Below are 17,659 nucleotides of genomic sequence, written 5' to 3'. Positions count from 1 at the left end.
CCCCGGCAGTCCCTCCCGGGCCTTCTGCCTGCGCAAACGAGGCGAGGGGAAACGGCACGCCCAGGCTCTGATCGCCCAGGCTCTGATCGCCCTGGCCCGCCGCCTGGTCGACGTCATCTGGGCACTGCTGCGCGACGGCCGCGAATTCCATCACTCACCACCGACCACGACCGCAGCTGGTGCTTGACACGATCATTGAAACTCCCCTGGTCTGTCGATCGGAACGAGGGCAACGCTCCGGCCGCCGACGCTGCACCGCCAGAAACGGGCTGCAGGTCAGAGATATCCGACATCGACTACGCTGAGGTCGGTGGAATCCGACTACGACGAGCTGGATCGCCGGCTCGCGCACGCCCTGCAGGTCAACGGCCGGGCCCCGTTCAGCACGATCGCCGACGTGCTCGGCGTGTCGGATCGCACCATCGCCCGCCGGTACGCCCGGTTGCGGTCGGCGGGGGCGGTGCGGGTGCTCGGCGGGGTCGACCCGGCGGCGCTGGGCGCGGTGCTGTGGTTCCTGCGGGTGCGGTGCGCGCCCGCCGCGTCGATCCCGGTCGCCGAGGCGCTGGCCCGCCGCCCCGACACGTCCTGGGTGAGCATCACCTCCGGGGGCACGGAGATCACCTGCACGGTCCGCACCGAGAGCGAAGCCGACAGCGAGGCGCTGCTGCTGACCAAGCTCCCGCGCACGCCCCGCGTGGAGGGAGTGACCGCCCACTGCGTGCTGCACGCGTACTACGGCGGCCCGGACAGCCTGATCGCCAAGCTCGGCTCGCTGAGCGACGAGGCGATCGAGCGGCTGCGCCCGCCGCCGGTGCCACCCCGGCCGGGGCCGGTGCGGCTCGACGACGGTGACCGCAAGCTCCTCGCCGCGCTGGCCATCGACGGCCGGGCCGAGTTCGAGCAGCTCGCCGCGGCGACCGGCTGGTCGCCGACGACGGTCCGGCGCCGGATGACCGAGCTTCGCGAACGCGGTGTGCTGTACCTGGACATCGACGTCGACGGAACTTTGTTCGGTGTCGGCCCCCGGACCATGCTCTGGCTTTCGGTCGCCCCCGCACACCTGGAGGAGGTCGGCACGGCACTGGCCGGTCACCCGGAGATCGCGTTCGCCGCCGCCACGACCGGGCCGACGAACCTGTACGCGAGCGTGGTGTGCGCGGATCAGCAGGAGCTGTACCGCTACCTGACCACCCGGGTGGCCGCGCTGCCCGCCATCACCCACATCGAGACCGCACCGGTGATCAAGACCGTCAAACGGGCCGCCACCCGGCTGCGCGCATGATGTCGCGATGAGCTGGGCGAGCTTTGCGGAAGCCTGCGCGAGGGTTTCCAGGCGCCTGGTCGGCCTCCGCAACCGACCCGAACCGAGGGCGAACCGGCTTACCATGGCGCCATGGCGACCGGGGAGCACGCGTTCGGCAGACCCACCCGGAGTCGCCCGCGGCCCTCTTCGCCGCCACCCTCGCCCGCAGTCGCCGAGCGCGACCACGGATTGCCCGCCTGCCCTCCGGATCCGGCGGCCGCCGCGCCGGGACTGCGGCGGCTGCGGGCCGGCGGCCGGCGCTGGACGTTCGCGCTCCTGGCCGCCGCTGCCCTGATCGGGGGGTGCTTCGCGGTGCAGCACGAGCAGGACCGGGCCGCCGAACTGCTGCTGCGCACGGGCGTGCACGGTGACGGCACCGTTCTCACCGTCCGGCAGAAGCCGAGGGCCGGAACGTACCTCGTGGTCGATTACGTGTTCGGCGGCGTCCGGAGGCGGGTGTGGATCGACAAGACTTCGGATCGCCGTTACGCGGTCGGCGACCACGTCCTGGTCGCGACCGATCCCGTCCGGCCGGACCGGGTCCGCACCGCCGACGAACCCAACGAGGACCGGGCCACGGGCAGCGCCGGAATCTTGATGCTCATCGCCGGGGTCGTGCTGTTCCCGGTCGCGGTGCTCCGCCGGGTCCGCTGGAGCCGCCGCCTGGCCGCCGCGCGCCGCACGGGCTGGTACCCGGCGGAGGTCACGATCGTCCCGCACCGGCGCCTGGCCGCCGCCGACCACCGCCCGCCGGACCTGCGGATCACCTACCGCGACGGAACCACCATCGACGCCCGCGGCGCGCACGCATACGGCGTTGCCGAGCTGGCCGACCGGCCGCGCCGGGACGTCCGGGTGGCGGGAACCGGCGAGAATCTGGCTCTCCTTTTTCCGGCCGGGGTCAAGGGGAAGCGGCCTTACCTGGTCCCCGCCGAGGCGGTGACCGGCCGGCCCGCACCCGTCGCCTGACCAGCGACGTTCCCCCAGGGTGACCTGACCTGAACGCTTTGGGCGCACGCTGGCAAAGAGGGGATGTCAGGGCGAAGCGAAACCCGAGGAGCTTCATGTCGTCAGACGCGGAACTGATCGGTCGGTCGCTGCGCGGGGACACCGATGCCTTCGTGGAACTGATCGGCCGGCACGAGTCCGCGCTCGGCAGCTACCTGGCGCGCAGGGTGGGGCGGCAGGCCGCCGAGGACGTGCTCGGCGATGTGTGGGTGGCGGCGTACGAGTCCCGTGCGAACTACGACCTTTCCTATCCCGAAGCCAGGCCTTGGTTGTACGGCGTCGCGCTGAACAGGCTGCGCCGGCACTGGCGGTCCGCGCCGGCCGAGGAGCCGGCGCCGGACCTGACCGGCGTGGCGAGTGACTGGGATCCCTGGCCGGCGGTGGATGTCCGCGTGGACACGCAGGCACTGCTGAGCAGGGCACTGGCCCGGCTCAAACCGGAAGAGCGGGAAGTGCTGGGCCTGGTCGCCTGGGAAGACCTGACCGTCGCCGAGGCCGGGCGGGTGCTCGACATCCCGGCCGGCACGGCCCGCCGCCTGTTGCACCAGGCGCGCAAGGCATTGCGTGAAGCCCCCGAAGTGGTTGCGCTGCTGCAAGTCCCGACAACGTGAAAGACAGCCCATGGACGAAATGGATCTCATGAAGAAGCTGCGTGACGTGCCGTCCCCCGGTCCCGAGGCCTATGACCGTGCCCGTGCGGCACTGCGGACGGCGATGGGGGAACCCGTGGCCACGGTCGTGCGACCGAAGCGCTGGTTCTCCTGGCCCAGGGTCGGCGCCGCCGCCGTGGGCGCGGCCGCCGTCGCGGCGGCTGTGGTGGTGGTCACCTCGGGCGGCAGCGTCCCGGCCGGGCCGTCCGAAGCCGCCCCGCAGGCGGTCGAGACGCCGCTGGTGAAGCTGGCCTCCGCGGTCCAGGCGGCCGGCACACAGCCGGGAGACGCGTCGCTGATCATCAACACGAAGTTCGGGCTGGACGACAAACCGGACCTCAACTACACCCTCTACACCGACCAGGGCCGGCAGTTCACGGGCGACTCGGCGAAGACCCTGACGGACGCGGTCGCCAAGGGCCAGGCCGAACCCGCTACGCCGTACGACGGGAAGGTGATGGCGGCGGCCCGGCTCGCCGCGAACGGCGACGTCGACAAGGCCAGGATCGCGATGATCACCGCGTCCAACAACGCTCTGGGGGTCGGCCTCAGCCCCGCCGAGGCCGAAAAGGCCTGGGCGGACGCCCAAGCGGAGACCGCGGAGATGTTCCGCAAGCACGGCAAGCCGGTTCCCGCCCCCAAACCGCGTCCGACGGGCAAGGACCTGGAAAACCTGATCAACAACCACCTGTGGAGCAACGCCCAGCACGCGCTGTTCGCCAACGCCGCCGATGCACAGGTCCGCGCGGGCGTGCTGAAGCTGTACGCGACCATCCCGGACATGGTCGTCCGCAAGACCAGCGTCGACGGCCAGGCCGCGCTGACCCTCACCGCGCCCCCCGCCATCCTGGGCGGCGGTGCGGACGTCCTCACCATCAACGCCGGCAACGGCCTGCCGATCCGTGAGGAGATCACCTCGGCGGAGTCGTCCAAGCGCTATGTGGTGAACTACAAGGCCTTCCGCGTGACCGTCGCCGACGTGGCCGCGGGCAAGATCTGATCCTCGTGCCGGACTGTCCTGGGAGGACGGAGATCACCTCTGTCCTCCCAGGACAGTCCCATGTGTCCGGACTCAGCCGCGAGACGCGGCCGTGGCCGGCGGCATCAGCTTCGGGTACTCCTTCTGGAACTTCTCGATCATCGTGGCGGACGGGACGATCCGGTTCGGGTTCGCCTGGCTCGTCGCCTGCTTCTCGCCCCAGGCGCCGGCGGCCTTGCGCTGGTCCGGGGTGCCGTGGCTGTGGTAGCAGTCGCCGATGGCGGCGTCCAGGTAGATGACCTCCTGCTGGGTGCGGGCGTTCCAGGCGAAACCCTTGGCGTGCGCGACGAAGTAGCCGCCGTAGGCGTCGGGGCCCATCTCGGCGGACTCGTTGCGCGGGTGGTTGTCGTGGGCGAAGTCGACCTGGTGGCCGTACTCGTGCCCGACCACGGACTCCACCGAGACGTCGTCGAACCCGAGGACGTCGACGGTGTCGAGCAGGCCGTCGCCGAGCGCGACCCGCTTGCCGCCGAGGCTGCCGGCCGGGGCGGAGAACGCGTTCAAGGTGAGCAGCGGGTTGCGGCCGCCCTGCATGGCCGGGACTTCGTAGAGCACCTTGGTGGCGAGCGCGGCGGCGGCCTTCACCTTCGCCGGCGCGAGACCCAGGCTGAAGGTCTGCACCATTTTCGCCTGGCTGCCGAGATCGGTGCCCTTCCAGGCGACGAGCTGGATGTTCCAGCTCTCGATGTCCCAGAAGCCACGCAGTTTGTCGATCGTGGTGGTGGCGCGCGGGGTGTACTGGCCGTCGGTACCGAAGACCTGCGGGGTCTTGTCGGACGCGACGCCCTGGACGTAGAGCTGGCTCAGCCCGGACAGCGCGTCGAGCGCCTTGCCTTCGAGCGGGGTGAGCTGGGAGGCGAGCTTGTTCGCGTACGTCAGCAGCGAACCGGCGGTGCAGCCCGGGATCGGGCCGTCCGCGGCCTGGCTCTGCGGGCCGATGCGCGGGATGGGCGACTCGATGAGCCGGTCGACCCCGCGCAGCGCGTCCGCGGGCAGGCCGTTGTAGAGGTCGATGACGTATTGGTAGAGCTGCGCGACATCCTGTTCGACGGCGGTCGGTTCGGCCGCGGCGGCCGGAACGGCCGTGGCGAGCGCGAGCGCCGCCGCGGTGCCCGCCGCCGCGAGCGTCTTGCCGAGAAATGCTGTCCGTTTGGGCAAGGCCGGTTCCCCTCTGTCCGTTTCAAGATCACCGAGCACCGCCACAGTAGGACGGTGGTTGACGGCGAAACCGGCGCCGGGACAAGAACCCCGGAATGGCTCACGCCTTTCGAAGGGTTTCGGGGCTGCGGACATCGGCCGAAAGTACTAGGGGATCCGAGCGGAATACCTGGCGCAGGACACCGATCCACCACAGGAACGTCAACGCGATGACGGTGGGGTTCTTCAAGAACAGCAAGACGGCCAGGTAGGTCTGCCGGGCGGAGGCGGGCAGCAGTTTGGACAAGACGTCTTCGGCGAGGATTTCGAAGACGAGGTAAGCGGCGCCGAGGAATGCGCACTGCCACAGCAGGCTGCGCCAGTGATTCCGCACGAACTTTCGGCCTGCGCTCAGCCGGAGGGTCTGGCCGCGCATCGCGATCCGCCAGATCGCGACGACCAGCGCGATCCGGGCGCCCAGCACGACGACCTCGGAGGCGAGGGCGAGGCCGTGGGGGATCCGCGCGGTCCAGTTGACGACGATCAGCCGCTGGATCGACGCGACCGACGACAGGCCGAGCACCAGCCCGAGGTACCCGGTGTAGCACCGCCAGGCCCACCTCGGCACCTCGAGCGCCAGTTTCAGGTCACTCACGAATCCCTCGCATGCTTCAGTTGGTGAATAATTTAGTTCAGTGTACTGAAATATCTGGCGAGGTAAAGTGACGGCATGGAAGGTCGGGACGCCGGACGTGAGCTGAGCACCGCGGTGGTCGCGTTCCACGAAGCGGTGGGCGAGAACCTGGGCGTGACCGCGGTCGACCAGCGCGCCCTGGCGCTGATCGCGGGCGCCGGGTCGCTGTCGGCGGGGGAGCTGGCCCAGGAGATCGGCTTGACCCCGGGCGCGGTGACCGGCGTGGTCGACCGGCTCGAGCGCGCCGGGCTGGCCCGTCGCGCCCCGGACCCGGCCGACCGCCGCAGGCTGGTGATCACGGCGGTGCCCGGCGCGTTCGGCAAGGTGTTCGCCGGCCTCGACGCGGCGATGGCGAAGCTGATGGGCCGCTATTCCCCGGCCGAGCAGGCGGTGATCGCGGACTGGGTGACGAACACGGTCGACGTCCTGCGCGAACAAACCCGGCTGCTCGCTAAGCGGGAGCATCCTTCTCGACGAGCTCCCTGATTCCGCGGCCGCAAACCCTCCGCGCGGGACCGGTCCCCGCGTCATCCGGTTACAACTCCACCGCGGGCGTCGCCGTGACGCCTGCGGGAGGGGAGTCATGGGGCCGGTGCAACGACGGCGTGCCCTGCGCGACGCGGCCCGTGCCGCCGGGCTCGGCAACGTCGTCCGGATCCACCGCGGCCACAGCGTGGGCGCGGCCGTCGTGCTCGGGTTTCTCGCCGTCCCGGCCGCGATCGCCGCCGTCATCGCGACGATCGTCCTCCGCTCCGAAGATTCCACGGTCTGGCAGTGGCCGTTGCTGGGGTTGAGCGCGCTGGCCGGGCTGATCGTCCTCGCGGCGCACGTCTTCCCGGTGCCGGACGGGCGGCACTGGATCGCCGCGGCCGAGGGCGGCGTGGTGGTCTGGCAGCGCGATGCCGGATGGGCCGCGACCTGGGCCGAGGCGCCGCAGCTCGACGAAGGCACCGTGTGCGGAGGCCGCGACCTCACGGCCGCACGCCTGCGGCGGTCTCCGGTCGGCGCCTGGACGCCCCGGCGGATCACGAGCTGGACGTTGCTCGCCCTGTCCGGCGCGGCCGCCGTCTGGTTCACCGCCGTGCCGATCGCGCGGAACTACCTGGTGGGTGACCTTCCGGCCAAGGCCGGTCAGCTCGCCCGGCTGTGCGACGGCGGCCGCCCGTTCGGCCGGGCCGCCGCCTACGCCGGCCCCGCGCCGCACCCGGTCGTCGTGTTCGCCGAAGGGGACGAGAGGTACGCCTCCGACCCCCACGCCGACCCGGCCGCCGTGCAGCTGGTCGGCTGCGTCGTCATCACCGGCGGCGTGGTGGTGGACCACTGCGACTACGAGCGGGGCTACCGGACCGAGGCCGTCCGCGGGACGTACCGCGTCGACGTCGTCGAGGCCCGGACCGGCCGCGCGCTCGGGTCGTTCCCGATCGCGGGCGGCAGGCGCGACCGCGGTTGCGTGGAGCGGCTTTTCGTGCGGTCGGACAAGGCCGACGAGAAACTGCGGAAGGACTACGACTTTCCTGAGTCCGAGGCTCTGGGTGCGCACCTCGCGGGGTTCGTCAGCGGGACACCGCGCTGAGCCGGGACCGGTGGACGGGGAGAACCGAGCTGCATAACCAGGTGCGTCCGGCGGGGGTCGTCGAGGAGGATCGTCGTGTGGAACGGATGGACGAGGCCGATGATGCGCGCGTGGCTTTCGAGGCGAGGCTGAGCGGGCTCGTGGGCCGCCGGGTTCTGGGCGTGGATTACTGGGACGTCCACAACTTCGCCTCCGAACCCGTGCGGTGGGACTACGGCAGCTGGCACCACGCTGTGATGGGCGTCGGGCTCGTCACCGACGCGGGCCCGGCGGCGGTCACCTGGACCGGCACCTTCTACACCTACGGGGTCGAAGTCTTCGACGGCCCGATCGAAGACCATCTCGCCTTGGGTGACGAGGGGCCGGAGCGCATCGGGCCCGGTCCCGCGAGCCGGTGGGACCGCTACCTTCGCGCGCCGATTCGCGGGGCCGCCGCTTATTGGGAGCGGCTGGAATTCGGGCCGGGCCGGCGAACCGATGGCAGTGTCATCCCCGCGCACGCCGTGGACGTTCCGATGGCGGTGCGCCTGGACTTCGCCGCGGGAGCGGTGTGGTTCGTCGCTGCCATCCCGGATCCACCGGATGGGCAGCGGGTGTTCGTCGGCGGCGACGAGATCATGGTGGTCTTTTCGCCCGAGAAGATGCGCGAAATGGGCTTCGGCGACACCGCGTTCGGTCAATAGCCCGCGGACGGGTCGCCGGCCCAGCGGCGGACCGCGAACCGGCTGCCGTCGCGGCGGACTTCGGCCGCGCCCGGGCCGCCGAAGTGGGCGGGGACGACCAGCTCGCCGGTGTCCGCGGCGCGTTCGAGGATCGCGCGCCGGGTCGTGGCGGCCTGCCGCGGGTCCTCGCAGAAGCAGCTGCTGTGCTCCGGCGCCACGATCTGGGCGGGGCTGTGCAGCAGATCCCCGACGAACACGGCTCGGTCCGCGCCGGAGGACACCCGCAGGACCGACGAGCCGGGGGTGTGCCCCGGGGCGGCTTCGAGGGTCAGGTTGCGGTCGATGCGGTGGCGGCCTTCCCACAGTTCGGCCCGGCCGAGCACGGGGGTGACGCTGTCGGCGTACACCAGCAGGCTGCCTTCGCGGCGCAGCTGCTCGTGCGGGGTGCGCGGAGCAGGCCGCCGATGGGCGTTGCCCGGGGCGAAGTACACCTGGTCGACGCGGGGGATCAGGTAGGTGGCGCGGGGGAAGGTGGGCACCCAGTCGCCGTTGCGGAGCTCGGTGTTCCAGCCGACGTGGTCGTAGTGGATGTGGGTGTTGACGACGACGTCGACGTCCTCCGGCCGGACGCCGGCCGCGGCCAGCCGCTCGAGGAACGGGGTCGCGAGGTGGTCGAACAGAGGGATCTGCGGCCGGTCCCGGTCGTTGCCGACCCCGGTGTCGACCAGGATCACCCGGCCTTCGCTGCGGAGCACCCAGGTCTGCACGGCGCCGCGGTAGCCGCCGGTCTCCGGGTTCCAGTGGTCGGGGGCGAGCCACCCGGCGTTGCCGGTCCAGAGCTCCGGCGGGCTGCCGGGAATGATCGTCCGTGCCGGAGCGATCTCACCCTGCCACTCGACGACCTTGATCACTTCGACTTCACCGATGTGCATGAAGCCACGCTAAGACGACTATCCGAGCGTCTCAATGCGTGATCTGCTTGCGCTGATGCGTGATCGTCTCAGAGTTACGATGGTCGCGTGGACGTGCTGAGTGACGCGATCGCCGCGGTGCGGGTCGGGCAGCCCACGTCGAACCGGCTCCGGGCCGGCCCGGAGTGGTGCTACCGCTTCGCGCCGTACGAGGGCGCGGGCTTCCACGTGCTGCTGCGCGGCAGCGGCTGGCTGCTCCCGGACGACGGGGAGCCGGTGGCGCTCGGCCCCGGCGACGCGGTCCTGGTGCCGCACGGCAGCGCGCACGTCCTTTCGTCGACGCCGGACGCGGCCGGCGCGGTGCTGTTCGAAGCGGCGGTGGCCGAGCCGGCGGGCCGCACCGAGTTCCTGTGCGGCAAGTACCGGCTGTCCCACGCGCGGCGGCACCCCTTGCTCGCGAGCCTGCCGGAGGTCGTGCACCTGCCGGCGGAGGTCGGGCGGCACCCCGAACTGCGCGCGGCGATCGATCTGCTCGGTGCCGAGGTGAGCGAGCGGCGACCGGGCTCGGCCACCGTCCTCACCGGCCTGCTGGACCTGCTGCTGGTCTACCTGATCCGCGCCTGGCTGGACGACCACCCGGGCACGGGCTGGCCGCAGGCGTTGCGGGACCCGGAGGTCGCGGCCGCGCTGGAAGCGCTGCACGAGCACCCCGAAGCGCCGTGGCGGATCGAGGACCTGGCGGCCGGCGTGGGCCTTTCCCGGGCCACCCTGGCCCGCCGGTTCACGGCACTGGTCGGGCAGCCGCCGATGGCGTACCTGACCTGGTGGCGGCTCACCACCGCGGCGCGCCTGCTGCAGGACACCGACCTCCCGTTGCCCTCGATCGCCGCGAAGGTCGGGTACACCTCGCCGTTCGCCTTCTCGCACGCGTTCAAGCGCCGGTTCGGCACCGCGCCGGGCGGTTTCCGGGACGTCCACCGGGACTGATCGTCGCCGGTCAGCACCCCGGTGCGGGACCTCCGGCCCGGTCGGCCGTGGCCGGGCTGGCACACTCGGGCCGTGATCCTCGGATACGTCCTCGCCGTGCTGGCCGCCATCGCCTCGGGCAGCGGCTCCATCCTGGAGTCGGCCGGGGTCCGGCGGGCCGGCGCGTTCGGCGGCTCGCCCCAGGACCTGGTCGCGCTGCGCCGGCAGCCGCTCTACTTCCTCGGCGTCGGAGTCGATCTGCTCGGGTTCGTCTTCGCCGCTGCCGCCCTGCACCGCCTGCCGCTGTTCCTGGTCCAGTCGGTGCTCGCGTTCAGCGTCGGCGTGACCGCGACGATTTCGGCGATCCTCGGCGTCCGGCTGGCCGGCGCCGGGTGGGCCGCGCTCGGAGTGGGGGCGACCGGCCTGGTCCTGCTCGGCCTGTCCGCGGATCCGGGCCCCGCACGCCTGTTGCCGCCCGGGTGGAAGCTGCTGCTGGTGGGCGTCGCGGTGGTCATCGCGGCGATCGCGTTCGCCGCGCAACGCCGGGACGGCCGCTGGTCGCCGATCGTGCTGGGGTTCTGCGCCGGGCTGGGGTTCAGCACGGTCGGGATCGCGGCACGGACGCTCGACGCGTCCGGGCCGGTCTGGCGCCTCGCCCTGGAACCGGCGGTGTGGGCGATGATCGCCAACGGGCTGGTCGCGGCGGCGGCGTTCGCGATGGCCCTGCAACGCGGCCGCGCGACGGCGGTCACCGCCATCATGTTCACCACCAACACGGCGGTCTCCTCCCTCATCGGCGTGGTGCTGCTGAACGACCGCGTGCGCGAGGGCTTCGTCGCCGCGGCGGCGACGGGGTTCGTCCTGGCCGTCGCCGGGGCGATCGGCACCGCGCACTACGCCGCCGCCCATCGGGCGGAGCCCAGCACTTCCCCTGCGTGAACGAAGCCGGCGGACGCCGTCCCGAGCCACTGCGGGCCTTTCGCCGGGTTTCCACGGGCAGAGCCCCGTCACGCGGCACACGGTGATGAGCCGCATAGGCGGCGGCCGAAATTTCGGTCGGTCCCGTGTCACTCGGCCGCCCGTCCGAGGACGACGCTTCCGGGTGTCGCACCGGTCTGTCCGGACAGCGGGGTGCGAAGATCGCGGCGGGGAAGGTCAGATCGGTCACCGCCACGTGTGCTGCGTGACCGTGCTGGATGAGGGGATTGAACGATGCCTTACCAGGGCTGCGCGCTCACGCCGGGCCGCCGGCGAGCGGCCTTGCTTGCCGTGTTCACAGTGATGATTGCCGGCTGCAGCACGTCGGTGCGCGGCACTGCCGTGCCGGCGCCGCCGGACGCCGGTCAGACCTCGGCTGCCGAGCCGCCCGGAATGGTCTTGCGCCAGCAGCCGGGTATCGGGCCGGCGAAGACCTTCGGCGGCACCCCGATCTTCGATGCGTGCACCGTGCTGCCGTTCGATGTCGTCCGGGCGAGCGGGATCGACCTGGACACCTCCGAAGGTCCGGGACCGTTCATGAAGACGGCTCACATGACCGCCGACGGGCAGGACGACCGGAACTCGCGCGGCTCGGTGGCTGACGCCGGCATCAGCCGGTGCGAGTACCCGGGCTCGCACGGCGAGGCGCTCACGTTCACCATCTACCAGACACCGTTCGACTCGCCCAACAGCCGGGAAGAACACGAGAAGTCGTTGCGTCAAGGTGGCCGCGAAGGCCAGGCGGCGGGCTTCCGGACCTTGTCCGCCACGACGACCGAGCTGCACACGTGGACGACGGGAATCTTCGCCGACAACTTCTACGCGATCCTTCACCTCAACGCCCGGGACCCGGCCCAGCCGGAGAACCCGCGTCTGGTCCGCTTGGTCGAGAATGCGGCTGAACGCCTCCACGCCGCACCGACGGGCCCGGCGACCTACTCCTACGATGGCGAATTCGCTCACGTCCCGCCGCCGTGTGAGGTGTTCACCAGCACGGACTTCCAGCAGGCGATCGGGTCCAGCACGGACGGCCGCACCGTCGAGCAATACGACTTGGCGAAGAAGCACATCACCGCAGACGCGATGTCCGGCACCACTGGACATACCGAGCACTTCTACGTCACCACCGGCTGCACGCAGGAAAACCAAGCCGCAGCCAACTCCGGCGTCGGCCCGACGCCGGCTCAGAGCATCACGGTCACGATGGAGAGCTACCTGACTTCGCAGATGGCTGCCGAGGCCAACGACTACGACTGCGCGATCGGAAAGGGCTATCGGCACCCGGCCGGCGAACCGAAACCGGTTCCGTTCACCTCCGGGGACGGGCTGACCTGCCTGATCAACATGGGCAGTGGCCGCCAGTCCCCCTTGGCGTTCAAATCCGGCCGCAGCACCGTCGAGCTGAACGTGTTCTACGCGCGGAACCTCAAGGACGACGCCACCGCGATCCGCGTGTACAGCGGCATTGCCAATGCGGTCGCGGCCCGGCTGGCCGATCGTTAGCCGGGGGCTGCTTGGCGGAGGTGGTCGGACCGTTGCCGCCGGGTACGGGGGACGCAAGTCGGAAGGCCCGCTCGTCGGCATGAGCGAATGTCACGTCTTCCGTTGACCGAATCGCGGCATGAGCGGACATTCGGCGGCCGATTGGCACGCCGGAATCACCGGCGCCGCCGGAGTTTGCTGTGGCAGCATTCGGCCATGTCCTACGACCTGCAGGTCTACGCTCCGGATCAGCTCGACGTCGGCGCGCTGCGGAGTCTGGTAGGCGGGATCCCGGGCCTGGAGATCGATGGCGTCGACGACCGGCGATCCTCGACCGTCGTCCGTGGCGTTCGTCGGCGGTACTCGTTCACCATCGACGGTCCTGAGCGGGTTGCCGCTGAAGACGTGCCTGTCGAGGTGACCAGCATGGTTCTCGGGGCACGCTATCTGTACTCGGTGATGGTGGAGGGCAGCGCCGAATCGGAGATCCCGCACGCCCTGCGCTTCGCCAAGCAGCTCACGGTCGCGCTCAACGGCGCGATGCTCGACGTGCAGACCGACCGGATGTGGTCCCGTTCCCGGTCGCGGACCATCTCGAGGCCGCCACGGAAAACGCGGGTCGCCGTGGTCGACCTCGTGTGGTGCTGCCTGCGTGAGCAGGTCCCGGCCGACGCGCCGGAGTTGGTCATCGCGGCTGCCGAACGTCACCTGCCGGAAGCACTGCCACGCCGCTTCGGGGAATACGAACCGCTCCAAGGCAAGTACTCCGAAACGGGCAGGGAGGGCTTCAGCCAGGCGTGGCGAGATGCGACGTCCGCGTTGTTCTTCTCCGGCTCCGGGCCGTGTATCGGTGGGTACCTCAGCAGCGGGCCCGGTGAGCAGTATCCGGACCGCTATTGGTCGATGTCCCTCAAGCTGCTTGCCGATCCTCTCGGGGAGGCGCAGTGGCGAGATGTGGTCCGTGACCTGTTCACCGCGCTCGCCGACACTCTCGGCACGTTCTATGCCTCCGCCGAGGTCATCCGCGGCAACATCTGGTCGGGGAGATCGGCGTGGTCCGACGGTCAGACCGAGCGCGTGGTGCGTACCTTGCGGCATCTGGATGGCTGGCTGGGTCTGCCGCCCATTCCGCCGTGGTGGTCATGGTTCGGTCCGCCGTATGCCTCGATCGCCGATCTGCTTCCCGGCGACAGAGTTAGGCCGACGTCGAAAGGGGTGTTCTTCGAGTCCGCACCCGAGCTCCTCCCACGAGACCAGCTGGAACCACTGAGCCGCTGGCTGCCCGCGGACCTGTTTGCCCGGATCGGGCCCAATCCCGGCCACCAGCAGCCCGTACCGCTCATCCGGGCTGCGGTGGTGCCCAAGGAACTGAGCTGAACCTGCCATGGTTTCGGTGCGCCGGTGAACCCGGCTGCGTGGAGGTGGGCGAGCAGGGAGCGGACGGCCGGGGTCCAGTGGTTCTCTCTCGTCGAACCAGGGCGGTTGCCCGGTGCGTCATCGGCGCGGATCGCTGCGGACCAAGCCACCGGAGACCGGTGCGGGGCCGAGGTCGCTGTCGCCGTCCCGGTGGCGGAGCACCCAGTCGTCGAGGTCGAGGGCGAACTCCAGCGGTTCTCTGACCATGTGGGCGCGCAGGCTGGCCGGCGCGCCCGTGACTGGGTGGAGCAGTCTCCAAAACGTGGCCTCGGACTCCGCGAACCGCATCCGAGCGGTCTCGGGCGGCACGTCCAGAACGTCGCCGATGACCTGCCAGCCGGCGCCGCCGACTCGCTCGAACACGGCGGCAGCCTCGAAGAACCGCTCGGCGAGGGCGAGCACTTGAGCGGCGTGGGCCAGCTCGGTGCCTGGCGCGCGTATCGTGCCGTCGGGGTGCAGCTCTTGCTCGCCGATCGGGACGGCAGCACGCGCGAGTTCGGCCAGTAGGCAGGCTTCGTAGGCCATCACCAGCCGCGCGCGCGCCGCGTTGCTGTAGGGCGTGGTGGCTCCCGAGCCACTTCCGATCATGTCGGTTCCCAGCCGGTCAGCCGCGCAGGAAGTACAGGACGGTCATGATCACGGCGGTGGCCAGGACGACGCTTCGCAGCAGCCAGGCGGGAAGACGGCGGGCCAGGTGAGCGCCCGCGACACCCCCGGCCACGGCGCCGGCCAGCATGGCGGTGAGGACGAGCGGAGCGCGGAGCGCGTCCGAGGCGACGAGGAACAGCACGCTCGCGCTGAGGAAGATGGCCGCGAGTTGGCCGACCCGCATCGGGTTGCTGACCGCGGCGTCGAGGCCAAGGCCGATGTTCCAGAGCGCCACCATCATTATGCCTACGGCTCCGCCGAAGTATCCTCCGTATACGGCGAGGCAGAACTGTGCCGTGAGGACAGCTCGCGAACTCATGCCGACCGGCCGGCCCGTCGCACTGCTGAGTGCCTTGGAAAGGTGGCGGCCGAAGGCGAGTGTCACGGTGGCGAAGGCGAGTAGCCACGGCGCCGCGACAGTGAACGCCGAGGCGGGCAGGAGCAGCACCAGGCCTGCACCGACTCCGCCACCGAGCACGCTGGTCGCGGTCAGCGCCTTGGTGGTGGTGGGTCCGACCGGGACGAGGTCGCGCCGGTACACCCACGCACTGGCCACGGCGCCGGGTACCAAGGCGACTCGCGCCATCGCGTTGGCCACCACCGGGGGCGTCCCGAACGCGACGAGAGCCGGCAGCGCCACAAAGGTTCCTCCGCCCCCGATGGCGTTCAGGGCTCCGGCGGCGACGCCGGACAACACGACAAGGAGAAACTCGGTCACCTGCACAGCATCGGCAGGATCGAGCACTTCCACAATTCGCCGTTGGCGCAGTCAGCCTACGTCTGAAGCGTAGGCTCCGGGGAATGCGTTACGACCTGGACGACTTGCGGCTCTTCCTCCACATCGCCGCGGAGGGATCGATCACGGCCGGCGCGCACCGGATGCACCTGAGCCTGCCCTCGGCCAGTGCGAGAGTGCGCGCGCTCGAACACCACGCCGGCGTGGCGCTGCTGATCCGCGGCCGGCGGGGCGTGCGCCTCACGCCGGCCGGGACGACGTTGGCGCGCCACGCACGCGAAGTACTCACCCAGACCGCGCGGCTCGACAACGCCGTCGCGAGCTACGCCCGGTCTCCGATCGTCCCGCTGACACTGTTGAGCGGCGGCTCCGCGATGTACCGGCTCGTGCCTCAGGCGTTGATCTCGTTTCTCGGCTCCCACCCCGACATCGACGTCACCGTGTCCGAGTCCCGCACTCCCCGGACCCTGCAGATGCTCACCGACGGAGAGGCAGATCTGGGGATCGTCCTCGACGGGGAGGCCGCCGGAAGCGGCCTGCGCATGGAGTCACTCGGCGACGACTCCCTCGTCGTGATCGGCCAGGCCGGCGGCGTCCTCGCCGGACGGACCGCGCTGACCTACCGCGAGGTCGCCGAGCACCCTCTCGTCGGCCTGGACGCCGGCTCCTCCTTGCGCCGCTGGATCGAGAAGCATTCGGGACCGCACGCCCCGCTGGTGCGCCACCGCACCACCGTCGCGAATCTGGGGGTCTTGGTTTCGCTCGCCGCGGCGGGCGTCGGACTCGCCGTCGTTCCGGGGCGCGCCGTTGACCCTCGCCAGCCCGTCGACATCTGCGAACTGCAGGAACCTTGGGCCCACCGCCACCACCTATTGGCCTGGGGTGCCAAGGACGGCACGGCATCGACGGCCACGGCGGCGCTCGCCAACCACCTGCTCGACGCAGCGCGGTCCGAACCGTACGCACGCAAAGCAGACGGGAAGACCCCGGAGGCGAGCTGACCTCGATGACCACGCGTTCGCTCAGCGGCATGAAGCGGACGTCCGCACGGCTCGAGCCTCTTCGGTCGTGACCGGCGAGCCCGCCGGCTCACCTCGAACGACCTCAGCCCCGAGCAACCTCCGCGGTGTGCGCTGGGATGTAGCGCTCACCCGTCACCTGGTCGCTCAGCGGGGCCAGCGCGGCCAGCGCCTCGGCGTCCAGGGTGAGCTGCAGCGCGGCCGCGTTCTGCTCCAGCCGAGCCGGGCTGCGGGTGCCCGGAATGGTCGCCACCGCCACCCCGAGCCGCTCGGCCTGGGCGTGCACCCAGGCCAGCGCCACCTGGGCCGGGGTGGCACCCAGCCGGTCGGCCACCTCGCGCACGGTCCGCGCAATCTTCTCGTTGGCCTCGCCCGCCTCGCCGGCGAAGCGGGGGTTGGTGCGCCGGAAGTCCTTGTCGCTCAACGTGGAGCGGTCGAGGGTGCCGGTCAGGAAACCCCGCCCCGGCGGTGAGTACGGCACCAGCCCGACCCCCAGTTCGGCCATCACCGGGGTGACTGCCTCGACGTCGCGGGTCCACAGCGAGTACTCGCTCTGCACCGCGGTGATCGGGTGCACCGCGTGCGCCCGGCGCAGCAGCTCGCCGTCGACCTCGGACAGGCCCAGGTGGCGGACCTTGCCCGCCTCGACCAGCTCGGCCATCGCCGCGACGGTCTCCTCGATCTCCACGTCCTGGGGCGGGCGGTGGGCGTAGTACAGGTCGATCACCTCGACGCCCAGCCGCAGCAGCGACGCGTCGCAAGAGCGCAGTACGAAGTCCCGGGCACCGCGGATGCGGCGGGCCCGGTCGCCGCCGCTGCGGTCGATGCCGAACTTGGTGGCCAGCTGCACCTGGTCCCGGCGGCCGTGGATGGCCCGGCCCACCAGCACCTCGTTGTGCCCGGTCCCGTAGGCGTCGGCCGTGTCCAGGAACGTGATGCCCAGCTCCAGGGCCCGGGCGACGGTGGCCAGGCCGCCGTCCCAGTCGGCGGCGCCGTAGCTTTCGCTCATTCCCATGCAGCCCAGGCCCATCGCGCTGACGGCGAGGCCGGGCGAGCCGAGCGTGGTTCGGGCGATCATGCGCGGATACTCCTCCTGCCCGGAGGGCCGGGCGGTACCTCGAGAGCCGGTGAACGCGCCGACGCTAGGACCTGGAGCGCGCTCCAAGTCAAGCCGGAGGACCGGACCGCCGACTTGGCCGCCGGTTGGTCGGAGTCGCGCACGAGCGTGGCCGCGACGACGCGCCGGCCTCGTCGACGGGGTCGGCGTTCGTGAGTTTCGCGTTGCGTGCCGAAGCCATCCGGGGGAGCGGCAAAGGCCGCATCCACGGCTGAACAGCGCTTATAGCCCCGAATCCGGCGGACCGACAGCGTGTCGTTGATCACTTCGTCCGGTGTAACGCCAATGTGAAGTTCCGCCGATGACCCTGCTGACGGGAG

General features: G+C 71.0%; 18 protein-coding genes and 1 pseudogene. 13 read left to right on the top strand and 6 right to left on the bottom strand.

Translation table 11 applies throughout. The features are described from left to right. The 5 genes and pseudogenes from IE317_RS29970 to IE317_RS29950 all read left to right on the top strand — a co-directional run. A pseudogene (locus IE317_RS29970) lies at window positions 1–187 on the top strand (IS110 family transposase); the annotation flags it as partial. 123 nt (window positions 188–310) lie between these two features. Further along, window positions 311–1,282: an Lrp/AsnC family transcriptional regulator gene (locus IE317_RS29965; protein WP_191314700.1), complete on the top strand. Its 972-nt coding sequence runs from the start codon at window positions 311–313 to the stop codon at window positions 1,280–1,282. A gap of 111 nt (window positions 1,283–1,393) precedes the next feature. Continuing rightward, window positions 1,394–2,272, top strand: coding sequence for a DUF3592 domain-containing protein (locus IE317_RS29960; protein ID WP_191314699.1), 879 nt, complete (start codon window positions 1,394–1,396; stop codon window positions 2,270–2,272). Between the two features lie 95 nt (window positions 2,273–2,367). Continuing rightward, on the top strand, window positions 2,368–2,922 hold the full coding sequence (locus tag IE317_RS29955) for an RNA polymerase sigma factor (protein ID WP_191314698.1): 555 nt from the start codon (window positions 2,368–2,370) through the stop codon (window positions 2,920–2,922). Between the two features lie 10 nt (window positions 2,923–2,932). Then, entirely contained in the window at window positions 2,933–3,961 is a 1,029-nt protein-coding gene (locus IE317_RS29950) for a hypothetical protein (RefSeq protein ID WP_229902996.1), read from the top strand. Between the two features lie 72 nt (window positions 3,962–4,033). Here the strand turns inward: IE317_RS29950 and IE317_RS29945 are convergent, their stop codons facing one another. Together IE317_RS29945 and IE317_RS29940 are read right to left on the bottom strand one after the other, a co-directional pair. Beyond that, complete coding sequence (locus IE317_RS29945; RefSeq protein WP_191314697.1) at window positions 4,034–5,158, bottom strand: M48 family metalloprotease; 1,125 nt, start codon at window positions 5,156–5,158, stop codon at window positions 4,034–4,036. 100 nt (window positions 5,159–5,258) lie between these two features. Continuing rightward, window positions 5,259–5,792, bottom strand: coding sequence for a hypothetical protein (locus tag IE317_RS29940; RefSeq protein ID WP_191314696.1), 534 nt, complete (start codon window positions 5,790–5,792; stop codon window positions 5,259–5,261). A gap of 75 nt (window positions 5,793–5,867) precedes the next feature. On the opposite strand from IE317_RS29940, the gene IE317_RS29935 reads away from it, so the two are divergent. The 3 genes from IE317_RS29935 to IE317_RS29925 all read left to right on the top strand — a co-directional run bounded on the left by IE317_RS29935 (window position 5,868) and on the right by IE317_RS29925 (window position 8,087). Beyond that, window positions 5,868–6,317, top strand: coding sequence for a MarR family winged helix-turn-helix transcriptional regulator (locus IE317_RS29935; protein WP_191314695.1), 450 nt, complete (start codon window positions 5,868–5,870; stop codon window positions 6,315–6,317). Between the two features lie 106 nt (window positions 6,318–6,423). Beyond that, window positions 6,424–7,404 (top strand): hypothetical protein, encoded by a 981-nt coding sequence (locus tag IE317_RS29930; RefSeq protein ID WP_191314694.1) that lies wholly within the window; start codon window positions 6,424–6,426, stop codon window positions 7,402–7,404. A gap of 77 nt (window positions 7,405–7,481) precedes the next feature. Continuing rightward, window positions 7,482–8,087, top strand: a complete 606-nt coding sequence (locus IE317_RS29925; protein ID WP_229902995.1) for a hypothetical protein — start codon at window positions 7,482–7,484, stop codon at window positions 8,085–8,087. On the opposite strand, the gene IE317_RS29920 is transcribed toward IE317_RS29925, so the two are convergent. Beyond that, the gene (locus tag IE317_RS29920; RefSeq protein ID WP_191314693.1) at window positions 8,081–8,998 is read right to left on the bottom strand and encodes an MBL fold metallo-hydrolase; all 918 of its coding nucleotides are present in this window, start codon (window positions 8,996–8,998) and stop codon (window positions 8,081–8,083) included. The genes IE317_RS29925 and IE317_RS29920 overlap by 7 nt on opposite strands. Window positions 8,999–9,085: 87 nt before the next feature. Here IE317_RS29920 and IE317_RS29915 point away from each other — a divergent pair, with 87 nt between their 5' ends. From IE317_RS29915 to IE317_RS29900, 4 genes are all read left to right on the top strand, one after another. Further along, window positions 9,086–9,964, top strand: a complete 879-nt coding sequence (locus IE317_RS29915; RefSeq protein ID WP_191314692.1) for an AraC family transcriptional regulator — start codon at window positions 9,086–9,088, stop codon at window positions 9,962–9,964. A 72-nt stretch (window positions 9,965–10,036) separates the two neighbouring features. Continuing rightward, entirely contained in the window at window positions 10,037–10,882 is an 846-nt protein-coding gene (locus tag IE317_RS29910; protein ID WP_191314691.1) for a hypothetical protein, read from the top strand. A 273-nt stretch (window positions 10,883–11,155) separates the two neighbouring features. After that, complete coding sequence (locus IE317_RS29905; protein ID WP_191314690.1) at window positions 11,156–12,424, top strand: hypothetical protein; 1,269 nt, start codon at window positions 11,156–11,158, stop codon at window positions 12,422–12,424. Between the two features lie 195 nt (window positions 12,425–12,619). After that, entirely contained in the window at window positions 12,620–13,780 is a 1,161-nt protein-coding gene (locus IE317_RS29900; RefSeq protein ID WP_191314689.1) for a hypothetical protein, read from the top strand. 117 nt (window positions 13,781–13,897) lie between these two features. On the opposite strand, the gene IE317_RS29895 is transcribed toward IE317_RS29900, so the two are convergent. Together IE317_RS29895 and IE317_RS29890 are read right to left on the bottom strand one after the other, a co-directional pair. Next, window positions 13,898–14,407 carry a hypothetical protein gene (locus IE317_RS29895; protein ID WP_191314688.1) on the bottom strand — a complete coding sequence of 170 codons (510 nt, stop codon included), beginning with the start codon at window positions 14,405–14,407 and terminating at the stop codon, window positions 13,898–13,900. A 16-nt stretch (window positions 14,408–14,423) separates the two neighbouring features. Then, window positions 14,424–15,185, bottom strand: coding sequence for a sulfite exporter TauE/SafE family protein (locus IE317_RS29890; protein ID WP_191314687.1), 762 nt, complete (start codon window positions 15,183–15,185; stop codon window positions 14,424–14,426). A gap of 83 nt (window positions 15,186–15,268) precedes the next feature. On the opposite strand from IE317_RS29890, the gene IE317_RS29885 reads away from it, so the two are divergent. Next, window positions 15,269–16,204: a LysR family transcriptional regulator gene (locus IE317_RS29885; protein ID WP_191314686.1), complete on the top strand. Its 936-nt coding sequence runs from the start codon at window positions 15,269–15,271 to the stop codon at window positions 16,202–16,204. Window positions 16,205–16,307: 103 nt separating this feature from the next. Here IE317_RS29885 and IE317_RS29880 read toward each other — a convergent pair whose 3' ends face one another. After that, entirely contained in the window at window positions 16,308–17,300 is a 993-nt protein-coding gene (locus tag IE317_RS29880) for an aldo/keto reductase (RefSeq protein ID WP_191314685.1), read from the bottom strand. Window positions 17,301–17,659 lie beyond the last annotated feature (359 nt).

Source organism: Amycolatopsis bullii (assembly GCF_014654205.1).
Taxonomy (GTDB): domain Bacteria; phylum Actinomycetota; class Actinomycetes; order Mycobacteriales; family Pseudonocardiaceae; genus Amycolatopsis; species Amycolatopsis plumensis.
This window is presented reverse-complemented; position numbering and strand designations above follow the sequence as displayed.

Bases quoted from the DNA above. Each gene is read 5' to 3' on its own strand.
- IE317_RS29955 (WP_191314698.1), top strand. From the start codon at position 2,368: ATGTCGTCAGACGCGGAACTGATCGGTCGGTCGCTGCGCGGGGACACC.
- IE317_RS29950 (WP_229902996.1), top strand. From the start codon at position 2,933: ATGGACGAAATGGATCTCATGAAGAAGCTGCGTGACGTGCCGTCCCCC.
- IE317_RS29895 (WP_191314688.1), bottom strand. From the start codon at position 14,407: ATGATCGGAAGTGGCTCGGGAGCCACCACGCCCTACAGCAACGCGGCG.
- IE317_RS29900 (WP_191314689.1), top strand. From the start codon at position 12,620: ATGTCCTACGACCTGCAGGTCTACGCTCCGGATCAGCTCGACGTCGGC.
- IE317_RS29920 (WP_191314693.1), bottom strand. From the start codon at position 8,998: ATGCACATCGGTGAAGTCGAAGTGATCAAGGTCGTCGAGTGGCAGGGT.
- IE317_RS29905 (WP_191314690.1), top strand. From the start codon at position 11,156: ATGCCTTACCAGGGCTGCGCGCTCACGCCGGGCCGCCGGCGAGCGGCC.
- IE317_RS29935 (WP_191314695.1), top strand. From the start codon at position 5,868: ATGGAAGGTCGGGACGCCGGACGTGAGCTGAGCACCGCGGTGGTCGCG.
- IE317_RS29880 (WP_191314685.1), bottom strand. From the start codon at position 17,300: ATGATCGCCCGAACCACGCTCGGCTCGCCCGGCCTCGCCGTCAGCGCG.
- IE317_RS29885 (WP_191314686.1), top strand. From the start codon at position 15,269: ATGCGTTACGACCTGGACGACTTGCGGCTCTTCCTCCACATCGCCGCG.
- IE317_RS29960 (WP_191314699.1), top strand. From the start codon at position 1,394: ATGGCGACCGGGGAGCACGCGTTCGGCAGACCCACCCGGAGTCGCCCG.